Source organism: Bradyrhizobium lablabi, from assembly GCF_018131005.1.
Taxonomy (GTDB): domain Bacteria; phylum Pseudomonadota; class Alphaproteobacteria; order Rhizobiales; family Xanthobacteraceae; genus Bradyrhizobium; species Bradyrhizobium lablabi_D.
This window is the reverse complement of sequence record NZ_JAFCJK010000002.1, coordinates 541,170-554,708: the sequence shown is the minus strand read 5'-3', so window position 1 is coordinate 554,708 and position 13,539 is coordinate 541,170. Positions and strand designations below refer to the sequence as shown.

Sequence of the window (13,539 nt, the reverse complement as noted above, 5' to 3'; positions counted from 1 at the left end):
CGGCGTGCCCGCGTCCACGAAAAGAAGACCGCAAGGGACCGCGCCGGCTACCCTTCTCGCTCGGCTCAACCCGCGCGTCGCGCTGGAAGCGCAGGCCGACGGAAACATGGCGGCCCATTTCGATGGCTATTCGGAACGCCTGGGACAATTCAGCGCGGAAGCAGCGGAGCGTGCACCGGAGTTGCGAACGGGCATCGCGCTGCCTTCCACTTCGCCCGAAGCTGATATCACGGAGCGAGGCGTCGAGCGTTTGATCCGGCAATTGGCTCGCCGCGGCCTGCTCGAATACTGCGTACGGCGCGCACGCGACGGCAGAGAGATGGCGGTGATCGAACCGCAGATTCCCGATTATTGGCCGCAGACACCAAAGCTTGGCGATGCAGAAACGATCGTGCTGTCGCGCTTCGCCTATTTGCGACGGCGAGGCACCGAGATGGTCCTGGAATCTCCGCGCGCCGGTGCATTGTTCAGGATTTGCGATCCCGTGATTGCCGCCCTGCTCACGACTCTCGCCACCCCGCAGAAGATCAGCCGCCTCCGACGGCGGGACGACTACCCGGGGCCCGCATTGCTTGCGCTGCTACTGGATTGCCAGATCGTCATCAGGATCGACGCGGCGAGACGCGATGTTCTCCGGCGGGCGGAGGGCGATGACAGCCTTGTGCTCTGGGATTTTCACGACCTGCTCTTCCATGCCCGCAGCACGGAAGGTCGACAGGCCAATCCACTGGGCGGCCTGTATCCGCACGCCGGCATGATCGCGCCGCTGCCGGCGGTCCGGCCCGCCTGGTCCGGCAAGGTCATCAAGCTGCAGCAGCTAGACGACGTCGCCTCGCCACTCGACGACCTGCTGCGCAAAAGGCATTCCACGCGTGACTTCAACGACCAGAAGCCGGTCACGCTGGCTGAGCTTTCGGCATTCCTGGACGGCGCCGCGCGCGTTCGATCGAATTGGAGCAGCAAGCTCGAATTCGCCGACGACGGTCCCGATGTCGAATACACGAGCAGGCCATATCCCGCGGCCGGAAGCGCCTACGAGCTTGAGCTTTACCTCGCTGTTGCGAATTGCGAGGGCCTTGAGGCGGGCTTCTATCACTATGACGCCGATGCACATGCGCTGTCAGCCATCGACGTCCACCCGCAACAATTCGACGCCATGTTGCAAGGCGCGGCGTTTGCCATGGACGCACCGTCTCCGCCGCATGTCCTGATCACGATCGCCGCGCGCTTTGGCCGGATCTCCTGGAAGTACAGCGCCATCGCTTATGCGCTGATCCTGAAGGATGTCGGTGTCCTCACCCAAACGCTATACATGAAAGCGACGGATCTGGAGCTCGGCGGCTGCGCGATCGGCACAACCAATATCGACTTGTTCGCGAAGATGACGGGACTGGACTTTCATGTCGAGGGACCGGTCGGCCAATTCGCCCTGGGGCGCGGCATGGGACCTTCCCCTTCCGAATAGCCTCACTCGCTAGCCGTCCAGAATGGCAACCGCCCTCGTCCACCCCGCCGACGCGCGTTCGATCTTCACCGGGAAGCACGAGACCATGAATCCGGTCGCGGGCAGTTGCTCCAGATTGTGCAGCTTCTCGATATGGCAGTAGCCGATGTGCCGGCCAGCCTTGTGGCCTTCCCAGATCAGGCTGGCATCCTTGGTCTCGGCGTATTTCTTCGCGGTGTAGACGAACGGTGCGTCCCAGCTCCAGCCGTCGGTGCCGGTCAGCCGTACGCCGCGCTCGAGCAGATACATTGTCGCCTCATAGCCCATGCCGCAGCCCGAGATGACGTAGTCCTGGCGGCCGTATTTCGCGCCCGCACTGGTATTGACCACGACGATTTCCAGCGGCGACAACGTGTGGCCGATGCGCTTCAGCTCGGCTTCGACATCCGCGGCAGTCGCGACGTAACCGTCCGGCAGGTGCCGGAAGTCGAGCTTCACGCCCGGCTGAAAGCACCATTCCAGCGGCACCTCGTCGATGGTCCAAGCGCGCTCTCCACGATTCATCGTGGGATGGAAATGCCAGGGCGCATCGAGATGCGTGCCGTTATGTGTGGAGAGCGACACCTGCTCCACCGCCCAACCCTGCCCGTCCGGCAAGTCTTCAGCCTTCAGCCCCTTGAAGAACTGCAGCATGGACTGCAGACCCTGCTGATGATCAATGTAGTGGATCGACGGGTGATTGCCGGGCGGATCGGCCGGCACGTCATTCTGCAGGGGGACGGAGATATCGATCAGCTTGCGCGCCATGGCGTCCTCTCGCTCAGTATTCTTGTGAGGCGCCGTCAGCCTGACCGCACTTTCGCTTGGCCGGCAAGCCCCATCCGCGCATACCCAACCCGGCCTGAGCCCGAACCGGACGCCGCGCACGATGATGTGAGTGGAGAACCTCGAGCAGTTACGATGCACGTTATCGCGGGCGGGGCGGCCGAGCCGCGACTGCATTGTCGGCCACCGGAGCCACCGCCGTAGCTCGCTCACACAACCGTCAAGCGATTGAAAATACCAAGGCTTTTTCGAATGAACCTTTTTCCCGCCACCGCGACATATGGGGACTGGGGATTTAAGGGCCCAGTGTTTAGCGCAGCGCCGCAGGACGAATATACTCCGTCCAGGCGGCGCTGTTGCGTTTTGCAATACAATCACTAGTTTACATTGTTGCCGGCGGCGCTTGCCCTTAAATCCCGATTGCCGCCAGCTGGAAACCCCGCCCCGCTTTGCGGGGTTTTCCTTGTCCGCCGATGCGGCCCGTGGCTGCGCGGAATTCATGAGATCGTGGACAATGGAATGCACAATTCGCCCTGCACCTGAAGGTGACGCCGACGAAATAAGCGCGGTCATCTCGCGTGTACCGCGCGAAACGAATGCAAAGGACTATGCAAGCGACATCATCGAAAGAGTCAGCGCAGCTTCAGTCCGCGCGCCGTGCGGGAACTCATCGGCAAGCGCACCGTCTTGTTGCAACGAGTGACAGCTCCATCGTTGGGACAGCGAGTCTCGCCGGGAGCGTAATGCGTTCAGTCTTCGTCGCCCCTGTGTTCCAAGCCCGGGGTATCGGCAAGTTGCTGATGGCCGAGATTGATCGTACAGCGCGCACGAAAAATACGGCTCAAGTTGGCTGTCCCTTCTTCAGTCACCGCTGAAACCTGCAACGCGCGGCTTGGATCCAGACCGGTGCGCGACAGCTACTACGGTGACGAACGCACGATCATCATGGAGAGATTATTGGATGAACGATCCAGAGGCCGAAATCCACAAGTTCACAAAAATGCGAACCCTGACATCCAGGTTTTTCGTCTAAACAATTGATTTAGTGAATTTTTTGGTCGGGGCAGCTGGATTCGAACCAACGACCTGCAGTACCCAAAACTGCCGCGCTACCAGGCTGCGCTATACCCCGACTTTCCGTGAAGTGATGTCGATACACGCTTAAACCGGCGCCAGCAAGGCACCGCTGCGGACGCTTAGCGCCCGTTGAACAGCGGGTGCGCCACGCGGTCGCCCGGGCGGATACCATATTTCTGGGCGGTACCCGCGACGACCTCCAGCACGCCCTTGGCGAGCCCCCGTGACGGGATGATCTTCGTCGACAGAGGCTCGGTGTTCTCGGCGATCCGCAGGATACTGCCATCCGCGCGGATGAAGATCATGTCGAGCGGGACATAGGTATTCTTCATCCACATCGATACTTCCTGCTCCGGCGAGAAGTCGAACAGCATGCCTTTGCCGTCGGGCAACTCCTTCCGGTACATCAGGCCGGTCTGCTTTTCCTCATCCGTGGTCGCCATCTCCACGGAGAAGACATGCACGCCTGACTTGGTGACGATCTCCAGCGGCTGGAAGCTCGCGGCCCGTGCATGCAGACCAATCAGGCTGCTGAACAGAACGACGAGCGACGCCGCGAGCCATGGGCGAAGCCGCACAACAATGCGATCGAAGTTCATTGACGATACTCACGCCGGACAAAATTTGCGGCGGACACTAACCCGATGATTGCGGCGATTGCCAGAGCCTTGATGCGGCACCTTTGATCGGCACCCCTTCGGGCCGGCGCGGCTGCTCTCGTTTCCGACCGCGGCGCCCGGTCTAGGTCAGTGCGACGACAGCGCTGACGGGCCGCTCTCGGGATGGATCTCGGCCGCCATCATGCCCTTGGAGCCGGGCCCATACCGCACCAGCACATATTGACCGGGGCGCAGTTCGGTCATGCCGAACCGACGCAGCGTCTCCATGTGCACGAAGATGTCGGGAGTCCCCTCCCCGCAGGTCAGGAAGCCAAAACCGCGAAGCCGGTTGAACCACTTGACCTGTGCGCGCTCGAGCCCGCTGGTCGGTGTGACCGTGACATGGGTCCGCGGCGGCAACATCTGCGCCGGATGGATCGCCGTCGACTCGTCCATCGAGACGATACGGAAGGCCTGGTAGCCTTTCGCACGCTGCACGCATTCGGCGACAAGGCGCGCACCTTCGTAAGCCGTCTGGTAGCCGTCGCGCCGCAGCACGGTCACGTGCAGGAGCACGTCGGGCCAGCCATTGTCGGGTACGATGAAGCCGTAGCCCTTTGAGGCGTCGAACCATTTGATGACGCCAGAGATTTCGACCAGGTTCGCGGCCGCGTCGCCGAGGCCGGAGAATGCGTCGATCGCCGGATCGCGCGGCGAGCTCGCATACTCGCTCGGTCCATACTCGCCCGGTCCAAGCCTGTTCTGCCCCGCCCCGCCCGCCGGCGGCCCGCCGAGCTTCTTGGACTCAAATCCGTCCGACCCCATGACCCCGGACCCCACACGTCAATTGTCGCTCGCCGTCGTTGCGGTCGAGCCCGAACACGCTGCCTTTCATAGTCAACTCGCAACAGCGCTACGCGAATCTTTCGAATCAAAACATAACACTCCCGCCTGCCGCGCATAGCCAAAAAACGATTCTGTCGGGAACTATGAACAGCCTTGCACAGCAGCGAATCACGCAAGCATCAATTGCCCGCGAACGGCCCGAGCGTCTCGCCGATGTCGAAGCGGATCACCAGATCGGCCTCGTCGTCCTGGTCGGTCGGTTCGTTGTTGATGATCACGAGTCTGGCACCGCAGTTCTTCGCCATCATCGGAAAGCCCGCTGCCGGCCACACCACCAGCGACGATCCGATGGCAAGGAACAAGTCGCAATGCTGCGCCAGTTCCGTCGCACGGCGCATCGCATCTTCCGGCATTGCCTGTCCGAACGAGATGGTCGCGGTCTTGACCGGATCGCCGCAGTCGGTGCAGTCAGGAGCGCCGCCCTCGTCGAAACGCTGCTTGACCCAGGATAAATCATACGCGGCGCCGCAGCCGATGCAGCACGCATAGGTTGTATTGCCGTGCAGCTCGATAACGTCGTCGTTCCTGAAACCGGACGCCTGATGCAGGTTGTCGATATTCTGGGTGATGATGGCCGGAATCTTGCCGGCGCGATAGAGAGATGCCAACGCGCGATGTCCGCGGCCCGGCCTTGCCGCTGCGAAGGTTGGTTCCATCGCGAAACGGCGACGCCATGACTCGTCGCGCGCATCCTGGCTGGCAACAAACTCGTCGAACGGAATCGGCCGGTTGCGCGTCCAAAGTCCACCCGGCGAGCGAAAATCGGGAATGCCGCATTCGGTCGAGATACCGGCACCGGTGAAGGGAACGATGATCGAGGCTTCAGCGATCATGTCGCCAAGCTGCTCGACGCCGCTGCGCAGATCCTTTGCAATCACGGGAAGTAATCCGATTGACCTTGCCAACTATAGCACGGGTGGAGCGCTATCGCGCGCTCTTCAAGCAAACCGGCATCCAGCGCGCTCGAAGAAAATGCAATAGCGCGAATGCGGGATCGACCCGTTGCGGTGCTGGGCGAGCAGACGACGCGCCCTTTCCACCGCCATCGCTCGATCACAAAGCTGCAACGCCCCCTCCCCAATGGTGCCCCATTCGCGAACGCCAATGCGCGCCGGGAGAAGCACGAACAGGACGGGCAATGACTGAGAAGGAAGACAGCCCCGCGCGCGAGCGTGAAGAAATTGTCAATCGCGTCGCCAGCTTCAAGGCAACGCAGCTCAGATTCGAACGCGAGCGCGAGGAGTATTACGCCAACACCCTCGGTAGTGCGTGGAGCGGCTTTCAGCAGAAGTCGGCTTGATAACCCACGCCGCCGCGCGCGCACGATTGAAAAAGCCCGGAGCGATGCTCCGGGCTTTTGTCGCTATCAGTAGTCCCAGTAGCGGTGCCGGTAGTACGGCCCGCCGTAATAGGCGTAAGGTCCCGCACCGTAGTAGCGGTGATAGCGCGGACCATAGTAGCCGGGCCCGTAATAAGGGCCGTACGCGGTCGCCGCGCCGGCGGCGATCGCGCCGGCTGCAAGGCCGAAGGCCAGGCCAGGTCCGATGCCGCGGCCGCCGCGCGCCTCTGCCGGCGCGCTGAGCATCGTTGCGCCAACCGTCGCCGCCGTCGCCAAGACTGCCAATGTCTTTTTCATCCGTATCCTCCTCGCTTGGTCTGCCACACCAACGTGCGCGTCTGGCGATGGTTGCAGTCATCTCGTATGACGAAGCGCAGCAGACGAGACGAATGTGCCAAAGCGATCCAGAAGGTTTCATAGCCATGCGATTGCGGAGGAGGCGCTATCGACTACCGCGGGAACCAAATACCAAATTACGGAATACACTCATGCCCGGTCAGGTTGGCGTCATGCCAGCATGCGCAGTGAGGTTGGCATCATGCCAGCGTGGTTGGAACTTCTGCTCAACGTGATATTTTTTGCGGGCTTCATCGTCATCGCGATCTATCACAAGCCGCGTAGCGGAAAGCTGCCGGACTGACGGTCCACGGCGGCGCGTTCAATTGGCCTTGCGCGGTTCGCCTCCGAGACGCATCAGCAACGCTCTCCCAACCCAACCAACCAAGCTCATCGCTGGCGCGGACAGCATTCGTTCGGCGCGCGGCCGCGTCATATTCCGGCGGCCGCCACTCGGCCAGCATCCCGTCGCCGGTGGCTGATCACGCCCCCGCGCGACTGCTATCCACCCATTATCCGCAGCAAATCCACAGGTTCGCCAATCCGGCTTGTCGAGTACACCCATAACGTTGCTGCGCACATGTCCACACAGTCACTCCAACCTGCTGCGGTGCGGAATGATCATGCGTCGGCCAGGCGCTTGAGGGTGGCGCGGAAGCTCAGGCTGCGTGTTCCCACCAGCACGGTTCCAAATACCTCCGCCTCGTCGTCCTGAAACGTCCCGGAAAACCCGCTGGTCACCTCCTGTCCGCCGAACAGTGGCCGAACGAAGGGGTCCGCGAACGGCGTATGCTGATTGGTGCTGAGATGTCCCTTCCAGGTCCCATCACCGGTTGTGTATTCGCCGATCGACCAGAAGTAAGGACCGCCACCAATCAGATGGCCATCGCGCAGGATGAGGACGCCGCTGTCGCGGCCCTTCACACCATCGATCATGTAGATGTGGACCGAATAGAGCCCGTTCTTCATCGATCGCGCCCTCCACCCCCAAGTATGGCCCGAACCGGGGCGGCGCGCGAGCAAGCCGTGGCGCGATTTTGGCGCTAATGGCTCGACCGATTCGAACGTCGGGCGCTAACCTAATTCATTTACAAAGCGTTAAGAAACCGCTGACAGGGTTGGACAGGAGGGAGAGCCATGCTCATCTACCCCGTACCTGTCGAAGTGACGCAAGCCCGAGTGCAGCTCGTCGTCGACCAGACGGCGAAGGCTGAGGCTCGCATTATCAACGAAGACGTCATCGACGTCTTCGCCGCCAAGAACAACGCAGACCGCGAAGCGATCGAGACTCTTCTCGACATCAGGGTGTAAAACCGGAGGCGGCACGGCGCGGATGGTTGCGTCGGCGCAACTCGTTCGTGCGTCAATCGGCCCAACTCCATCGCGCTGAGTTATCCAGCCGCCGGGCCGTTCCAGCATACGAACGGCGCAAGAACGGCTGGTCGGCAAGCCCTGCCCCTTGACGGATTTTGCTGCTATTGAAGGCGCCCGACCACCCAAGCAGACCCGTCCCCAGAAGCTTACAGGGAGCCACAAACCATGCGCTATCTCCACACCATGTTGCGTGTCCGCAACCTCGATACCGCGATGAAATTCTACCAGGACGCGCTGGGGCTGAAGGAAGTGCGTCGCATTGACAACGACAAGGGCCGCTTCACGCTGGTGTTCCTCTGCGCGGCTGAGGACCTCGACACGCTCAAGAAGCTGCCGCAGACCCGCGGCGCGCCGCTCGTCGAACTGACCTACAATTGGGACGAGGAGAAATATGGCGAAGACCGCTATTTCGGCCATCTCGCCTACGAGGTCGACGACATCTATGCGACCTGCGAGAAGCTGATGAAAATGGGCGTCACCATCAACCGTCCGCCTCGCGACGGTAACATGGCGTTCGTGCGCTCGCCGGACCTGCACTCGATCGAGCTCCTGCAGAAAGGCGAGCCGAAGCCGCCGGCGGAGCCGTGGACGTCGATGCCTAACACCGGCCACTGGTAGGCCTGTGCAAGCTACGCGCGTCCGCCATCGCGCCGATCGTCTGATCGCGCGGCGGACGCGCCGTTTCCCTCCCGACCAGGCATGACGCGCAGTCGTGTCGGCGCCGTCTTTCGCGAACCCTCGCTCTCCCGATCGTCCGAGAGTTTACGCGCGGACTTCCGCTTTGCAGCGAGCTGCGTCCGAATTTAGGAACACGACACAGCCACCGGCGTTGTCGCTTCAAGAGGAGCGATGCGAGGAGGCAACAGATGGGAAGAGGAATTTTGCTTTGGCTTTTGGGCGTGCCGATCCCGGTGATCATCCTGCTATGGCTGTTTTTCGGACATTGAAGCAAGCCGTGATCCGGCGAGAAACCGGTCATCCATCTTACGCACGATCGGGCCGCGCAGTTACGCGGCCAGGCTCGCTTTTTTTTGTTCGCCGGCCGCACTGACGACGGCGCTTTTTGCCGAAAACTCCGATAAGAACGGCGCCGGACAACAACGGCGGGAGAAAACGCGTGGCGGACGGCAAGGAGCAACTGACGGTCTGGGGACGGGCCAATTCGGTCAACGTGCAGAAGGTCCTTTGGTGCCTGACCGAGCTCGACCTCGCTTATCAGCGCATCGACGCCGGCATGGAGTTTGGCAAGAACGACCAGCCCGGGTATCTCTCGATGAACCCCAACGGTCGCGTGCCGACGCTCGTCGACGGCGACTATGTGCTGTGGGAATCCAATTCCGTGATGCGCTATCTCTGCCTTGCCTACGGCCAGAATTCGCCGATCTATCCGCGGTCAGCGCAAGCCCGCGCGGCAGTCGACCGCTGGTTGGATTGGACGCTGTCGACGCTGCAACCGGTTGCCCGCCCGGTATTCTGGGCGCTGATACGCACGCCGCCGGAAAAGCGCGACATGGCGCAGGTCCAGAAGGGTGTCGATGCCGAAGGCGCGACGTGGCAAATCGTCGAGGACCAGCTTGCAAGCCGCCGTTTCATCGAAGGCGATCAATTCACGATCGCGGACATCGCGCTCGGGGCCTTCGTGCGCCGCTGGTTCGGCATCGAGGGCGTCGCCAAGCCGAGGCTGCCCCATCTCGAGCGCTGGTTCGGCGAGCTGGCGAGCCGGCCCGGATTCGTTCGTTTCGTCGCACCGCCGATGTCCTGAGGCCTTTTCGAGCGAAGCGGACTCCGGTTCGCGTGACGGAACGCGTCAGAACAAAAATCCGGAGCTTCGGCTCCGATTCAATCAGAGCCGGTACTGCCGGGAGGCGCGATCAGCGCCCGCCGACGGAGGTGCCGCCTCCGACCGAGACGCCGCCGCCGACCTTCATGCAAGTGTCGCTCCCCTGCATCCTGACAAAGCCCGGCCCGAACGAGGCGCAGAGATCGCCGCGCGTCGGCGTCTGGGTCTTGGACGGCAGTGTCTTGTGCGCATCCGGCGACTTGTCGAGCCTTCGCGCGCCGCCCTCCTGAGCGAACGCAATGGCCGGAGCGCAGATAGCCACGATGAAGGCTGCCGCAGTTTTGGACATGCCGCCTTTATATCGTGCGTCGCTCGGCGGGGCTATAGCGCATTCGAAGTGGATTACGCCCCCTCCACTCGCGCGACGCCTCGAGCAAGTGGAGCATTTTGGCGCGATCAGATGTGCAAGTCCAAGGCCTCGTGACAAACTCGTCAGAACCGATAGATCAGCGAGGACTGGATGCGCGTCTGGTAGCCGCTGCGCCCATCGACGTCGACTCTACGCCCATATTGGAACTCCGCGCCGACGTCGACGTCCGCCCACGGGCTGTAGAGAAGATTGACGACCCCATATTGCGTTGCGCGCGCAACCGCTCCCCCGGAATACGCCGGATTGTCGATCTTGTCGGCGCTAAAGAGGAAAGTGCTCCGAAGCTTATCGGTCCACCAGTGCTGGAACGCCGCGAACCCGCCGTAGGATTTGATGGTGTCGAATTGCGTCAACGTCGAGTCGTAGGCGACAGAAGGGGCCACGCTGGAAATGTCCAGCATGTACCGCGATGCGCCGTCCTGATAGCCCGTCTGGAATCTGATGTTGTCCTTATCGTTGAACAGCGGAACTGCGACCTGCCCCGCAAGGTGCACGCCGAACCCGAGCTGCCCGTCTCCGGGCACAGTTGGTGCCGCCGCGGTTGCCGGCGGCGCGGTGTTTCGCGTAACGACGCCGGAGAGTTGGAGATTGAACTGAGGACTTGCATAGCGGATGCGGGCGATGAAATCCGGCATGCGGTCGCGCGCGAACGGGCCTACGCCGATGTTCTGAATGTTGGCAACGGTGGGGGCTCCTGCACCGGTCCCGGAGACCCCACCTTCACCTATGCGGACTCTCGATTGAGGGTTTTCGATCGCGACCGCGCCTGAGAAGCCGCCACCCAAGTCCTGGGTATACCGGACCTGCCCTTGACGCACGAAGGCTTCCCCTCCCGGCCCCGTGAAATCCAGGATCTCGGCATAGGTTGACGGGTCGATGTATGTCGACCAGGTCTGGCCCGCCAGCACCGGCCCGACTTCACCGTAGGCGTGACGAAGACGAAATGTGTGCGAGTTGGAGACGGTCGGCGTGCCTAGATCGATCGGACCAAAGAAGTCGGCTTCGAAATAGGCGCGTGCCGGTCCAAGCGGCGTGTCGGCCTTGCTCGCCTCGAGGTAAATGCGGGATTGCCGCGCGTGAATGTTCGTGCTCGGGTCTCCCGGAGCGTTGCCCGTCGGCACCCCGCGCGTTTGTATCTGGAACACGTTGAACTGATCGTTGGCTCCAACGGAGCGGTTGCCGCCGGTGATTCCGATCGCGTCAAGTTTCGCATAACCGCCGATCTGAAGGTTGATATCGCTACCGGGCAGCTTCCATGAGAGCGGCTTGTCTCCCGCATAGACGTAGTTCGGATATTGTGGCGAGCCCACTGCGCCAGGAGTCTTTGCGGTCGACGGCAACGTCGTATAAGCCACCGGATAAGCCACGAGCGGCCCGGGAAGCTTAAGCTGCGATGCAGGCTTCGCACGCTGCGGCGCATTCTGCGCCTGCTGCGACGTGGGCTTGGCTTGCGGCGATGCGCTCTCGGTCTTCTGCGACGCCTTGGCCTGACCTTTCTTCAGCTCCTTCATCTCGAGACTAAGCTGCTTGATCTGGGCCGCCTGCGAGCGAATGAGCGATTCCATCCGCTCCAACTGCTCCGGCGATTGTGCGTAGGCTGTTTCAGCAATCGAAGCCGCAAGCGGAAGCTGAAGAGTGGCGAGCACCAGCACGCGAGTGTGCATCGTCAAGGTTTTCTCCCTAAGAGATTTTGTTTGTTGTTCTGGCGGTTCAGCAACGCGAGGTCGGCGTTCACGCTCCATCGCTTTGCTGTGCTGCACACTCCGAAGTCATGAAGTATTCATGCCTGGTGCGTATCGAGCAGATGATGAAGTGCAGGCTCTGTTTGACGTTTGCCAGTGAGCTTGCGTGCGCTATCGTCCCTATGATGAGCGGCGCCGTGCACATCGATCGACATGAGCGACGATGAGCTCTCTCGATGCCAATATTTTCTGTCTACTTTCCGGAGCGCTAGCCCTGCGATCGAGCAATCGCGCGTCAGCGCAATCACGCGACAACGACTGTCGATCGAGAAGAGATCACATCCGAGTGACGATGACCCCAAGATGCATCACGAACGCGACAGCGCTCGGCGGCGAAGATTGCACGATGCCTGCGGCTTCAATCGTTAGCAGGGAAGTGAGAGAAGCAGCTCAGTGGCGGTGCGGAAATTGAGCGGATCAATTCCGTAGACAGCGCGAAATGCCCGGGAGAAATGACTGCGGCTGGCAAAGCCGACGACGCCGGCAACCGTCTTGACGGGCATCGCGGTGCAACGCAGCAACTCGGCGGCGCGATGCAATCTCGTGATCGTGACAAACCGCATCGGCGTCATTCCATAGTTCTTCACGAACTCGCGCGCGAACGCCGAACGGCTCATGCCGGAGATGTCCGCCAGCGTCTCGAGGTCATACGCGGCGCCAGGTTTTGCTCGCACCTCGGCGACAACTTTCTGCAGGTGCGGAGCCCGCAGGCAGGCAAGCAGAAGCTTCCTGCTCTCGGGCGTGCTCAGGTGGCCCTGGATCGCCTTTACGAGGCAAATCTTCATGAGAGTCCCCACCACGGCGCGTGTGCCGAGGCGCGGACTCTCGATCTCGTTCAACATCGCGGCGAAAGCCTGCCGCACGATCGGAGCATCGCTCAGATCCATGACGATGGGCGCGATTACACGATCAAGAAGGCCGACCGACCTCGACGTACTGGGCGCGATGAAGCCGCAGAACAGGCGCAGGTCGCCGGGTCTTCCGTGCGCAGCATCGCAGAGCTGCAATCCGTCGCCGGCCGCCGAACAGCGGTCCGCTCCGCGCAAATCGCGGTCGGGATTGATATCCGCGGCGAAACTATGTGGTGCTCCGGAAGGCACGATGACCAGACTTCCGGCCCTGCACGCCAGCGGAGGCGAGCCGGAGACTGTCAGATGCATCGTGCCATCCAGAACGTAGTGCACCTCGATGGTGCCCGACGGCTCCACAACGACCCGTACGCCGCGCTCTATCTCGCATATGGTTGTCGCTTCGACGGCGACATCGAGTGTCGAAAGCAGTTGATCGAGGTCACTGTCATTCATCTTCGGACTTCGATCGTCGCAAGGCGGAAATGAGTTGATCCTCCGACATCAGGCATTTCCGTGAAGAAGTACGGCCATTCGGGCCCAGCTCCGATGCTGTTCATGCGATGGGGCCAGAGCCCGAAAAACAAGGCAGGGTATGATCCACGTCAGTTGGGCCAACGCCTACACCGTCCTGCGACGATACTACCAAGACTTCAGCTCCAATCGGTCCCCGCCAAACACCTGGGGTGCCAATCGGCGAGCCGCAATCGCGCGTGAACGTATCTTTTCGTATGATGCATACGCGACTTTCGGCTCTTGCTTCGGAACTAGAGTTGCAAGCGAGCTACAAAGTAGCAATCGAGCGAAAATCGCTGCTGCGATGCAGCTTGCCGAGTGAA

15 protein-coding genes and 1 tRNA gene are annotated in these 13,539 nt (G+C 61.5%); 6 read left to right on the top strand and 10 right to left on the bottom strand.

All coding sequences use genetic code 11. The features are described 5' to 3' along the window. Nucleotides 1–4: 4 nt before the first annotated feature. On the top strand, nt 5–1,465 hold the full coding sequence (locus JQ553_RS07625; protein WP_312015098.1) for a SagB family peptide dehydrogenase: 1,461 nt from the start codon (nt 5–7) through the stop codon (nt 1,463–1,465). 9 nt (nt 1,466–1,474) lie between these two features. Here JQ553_RS07625 and JQ553_RS07620 read toward each other — a convergent pair whose 3' ends face one another. After that, nucleotides 1,475–2,251: a cyclase family protein gene (locus JQ553_RS07620; RefSeq protein ID WP_212499281.1), complete on the bottom strand. Its 777-nt coding sequence runs from the start codon at nt 2,249–2,251 to the stop codon at nt 1,475–1,477. A gap of 614 nt (nt 2,252–2,865) precedes the next feature. On the opposite strand from JQ553_RS07620, the gene JQ553_RS34335 reads away from it, so the two are divergent. Continuing rightward, nucleotides 2,866–3,144 carry a GNAT family N-acetyltransferase gene (locus JQ553_RS34335; protein ID WP_312015097.1) on the top strand — a complete coding sequence of 93 codons (279 nt, stop codon included), beginning with the start codon at nt 2,866–2,868 and terminating at the stop codon, nt 3,142–3,144. 180 nt (nt 3,145–3,324) lie between these two features. Here JQ553_RS34335 and JQ553_RS07610 read toward each other — a convergent pair. The 4 genes from JQ553_RS07610 to JQ553_RS07595 all read right to left on the bottom strand — a co-directional run bounded on the left by JQ553_RS07610 (nt 3,325) and on the right by JQ553_RS07595 (nt 5,729). Further along, nucleotides 3,325–3,401, bottom strand: a tRNA-Pro gene (locus JQ553_RS07610). Nucleotides 3,402–3,465: 64 nt separating this feature from the next. Further along, nucleotides 3,466–3,945, bottom strand: coding sequence for a DUF192 domain-containing protein (locus tag JQ553_RS07605; protein WP_212499280.1), 480 nt, complete (start codon nt 3,943–3,945; stop codon nt 3,466–3,468). A gap of 147 nt (nt 3,946–4,092) precedes the next feature. After that, nucleotides 4,093–4,770 (bottom strand): cold-shock protein, encoded by a 678-nt coding sequence (locus tag JQ553_RS07600; RefSeq protein ID WP_212499279.1) that lies wholly within the window; start codon nt 4,768–4,770, stop codon nt 4,093–4,095. A gap of 200 nt (nt 4,771–4,970) precedes the next feature. Beyond that, nucleotides 4,971–5,729 carry a Sir2 family NAD-dependent protein deacetylase gene (locus JQ553_RS07595; protein ID WP_212499278.1) on the bottom strand — a complete coding sequence of 253 codons (759 nt, stop codon included), beginning with the start codon at nt 5,727–5,729 and terminating at the stop codon, nt 4,971–4,973. A 260-nt stretch (nt 5,730–5,989) separates the two neighbouring features. Between JQ553_RS07595 and JQ553_RS07590 the strand changes: the two genes are divergently transcribed. Continuing rightward, nucleotides 5,990–6,151, top strand: coding sequence for a hypothetical protein (locus JQ553_RS07590; protein WP_212499277.1), 162 nt, complete (start codon nt 5,990–5,992; stop codon nt 6,149–6,151). A gap of 66 nt (nt 6,152–6,217) precedes the next feature. On the opposite strand, the gene JQ553_RS07585 is transcribed toward JQ553_RS07590, so the two are convergent. Continuing rightward, nucleotides 6,218–6,487 (bottom strand): hypothetical protein, encoded by a 270-nt coding sequence (locus JQ553_RS07585; RefSeq protein ID WP_212499276.1) that lies wholly within the window; start codon nt 6,485–6,487, stop codon nt 6,218–6,220. 660 nt (nt 6,488–7,147) lie between these two features. Next, nucleotides 7,148–7,495, bottom strand: coding sequence for a GrlR family regulatory protein (locus JQ553_RS07580; protein ID WP_212499275.1), 348 nt, complete (start codon nt 7,493–7,495; stop codon nt 7,148–7,150). A 168-nt stretch (nt 7,496–7,663) separates the two neighbouring features. Here JQ553_RS07580 and JQ553_RS07575 point away from each other — a divergent pair, with 168 nt between their 5' ends. The 3 genes from JQ553_RS07575 to JQ553_RS07565 all read left to right on the top strand — a co-directional run bounded on the left by JQ553_RS07575 (nt 7,664) and on the right by JQ553_RS07565 (nt 9,662). Beyond that, nucleotides 7,664–7,837: a hypothetical protein gene (locus JQ553_RS07575; RefSeq protein ID WP_212499274.1), complete on the top strand. Its 174-nt coding sequence runs from the start codon at nt 7,664–7,666 to the stop codon at nt 7,835–7,837. Between the two features lie 228 nt (nt 7,838–8,065). After that, entirely contained in the window at nt 8,066–8,518 is a 453-nt protein-coding gene (locus JQ553_RS07570; protein ID WP_212499273.1) for a VOC family protein, read from the top strand. A 499-nt stretch (nt 8,519–9,017) separates the two neighbouring features. Next, nucleotides 9,018–9,662 (top strand): glutathione S-transferase family protein, encoded by a 645-nt coding sequence (locus JQ553_RS07565; RefSeq protein ID WP_212499272.1) that lies wholly within the window; start codon nt 9,018–9,020, stop codon nt 9,660–9,662. 109 nt (nt 9,663–9,771) lie between these two features. On the opposite strand, the gene JQ553_RS07560 is transcribed toward JQ553_RS07565, so the two are convergent. The 3 genes from JQ553_RS07560 to JQ553_RS07550 form a co-directional block, all read right to left on the bottom strand. Next, a complete protein-coding gene (locus JQ553_RS07560; RefSeq protein WP_212499271.1) occupies nt 9,772–10,029 on the bottom strand; it encodes a hypothetical protein in 258 nt (85 codons plus the stop codon). A 143-nt stretch (nt 10,030–10,172) separates the two neighbouring features. Further along, a complete protein-coding gene (locus tag JQ553_RS07555; RefSeq protein ID WP_212499270.1) occupies nt 10,173–11,852 on the bottom strand; it encodes a DcaP family trimeric outer membrane transporter in 1,680 nt (559 codons plus the stop codon). Between the two features lie 365 nt (nt 11,853–12,217). After that, complete coding sequence (locus JQ553_RS07550) at nt 12,218–13,156, bottom strand: AraC family transcriptional regulator (RefSeq protein WP_212499269.1); 939 nt, start codon at nt 13,154–13,156, stop codon at nt 12,218–12,220. Nucleotides 13,157–13,539: the final 383 nt, after the last annotated feature.

What these genes read in the sequence shown, in the direction of transcription:
- JQ553_RS07620 (WP_212499281.1), bottom strand. Translation starts at nt 2,251, where the DNA reads ATGGCGCGCAAGCTGATCGATATCTCCGTCCCCCTGCAGAATGACGTG.
- JQ553_RS34335 (WP_312015097.1), top strand. Translation starts at nt 2,866, where the DNA reads ATGCAAAGGACTATGCAAGCGACATCATCGAAAGAGTCAGCGCAGCTT.
- JQ553_RS07605 (WP_212499280.1), bottom strand. Translation starts at nt 3,945, where the DNA reads ATGAACTTCGATCGCATTGTTGTGCGGCTTCGCCCATGGCTCGCGGCG.
- JQ553_RS07600 (WP_212499279.1), bottom strand. Translation starts at nt 4,770, where the DNA reads ATGGGGTCGGACGGATTTGAGTCCAAGAAGCTCGGCGGGCCGCCGGCG.
- JQ553_RS07590 (WP_212499277.1), top strand. Translation starts at nt 5,990, where the DNA reads ATGACTGAGAAGGAAGACAGCCCCGCGCGCGAGCGTGAAGAAATTGTC.
- JQ553_RS07585 (WP_212499276.1), bottom strand. Translation starts at nt 6,487, where the DNA reads ATGAAAAAGACATTGGCAGTCTTGGCGACGGCGGCGACGGTTGGCGCA.
- JQ553_RS07580 (WP_212499275.1), bottom strand. Translation starts at nt 7,495, where the DNA reads ATGAAGAACGGGCTCTATTCGGTCCACATCTACATGATCGATGGTGTG.
- JQ553_RS07575 (WP_212499274.1), top strand. Translation starts at nt 7,664, where the DNA reads ATGCTCATCTACCCCGTACCTGTCGAAGTGACGCAAGCCCGAGTGCAG.
- JQ553_RS07570 (WP_212499273.1), top strand. Translation starts at nt 8,066, where the DNA reads ATGCGCTATCTCCACACCATGTTGCGTGTCCGCAACCTCGATACCGCG.
- JQ553_RS07560 (WP_212499271.1), bottom strand. Translation starts at nt 10,029, where the DNA reads ATGTCCAAAACTGCGGCAGCCTTCATCGTGGCTATCTGCGCTCCGGCC.
- JQ553_RS07555 (WP_212499270.1), bottom strand. Translation starts at nt 11,852, where the DNA reads ATGGAGCGTGAACGCCGACCTCGCGTTGCTGAACCGCCAGAACAACAA.
- JQ553_RS07550 (WP_212499269.1), bottom strand. Translation starts at nt 13,156, where the DNA reads ATGAATGACAGTGACCTCGATCAACTGCTTTCGACACTCGATGTCGCC.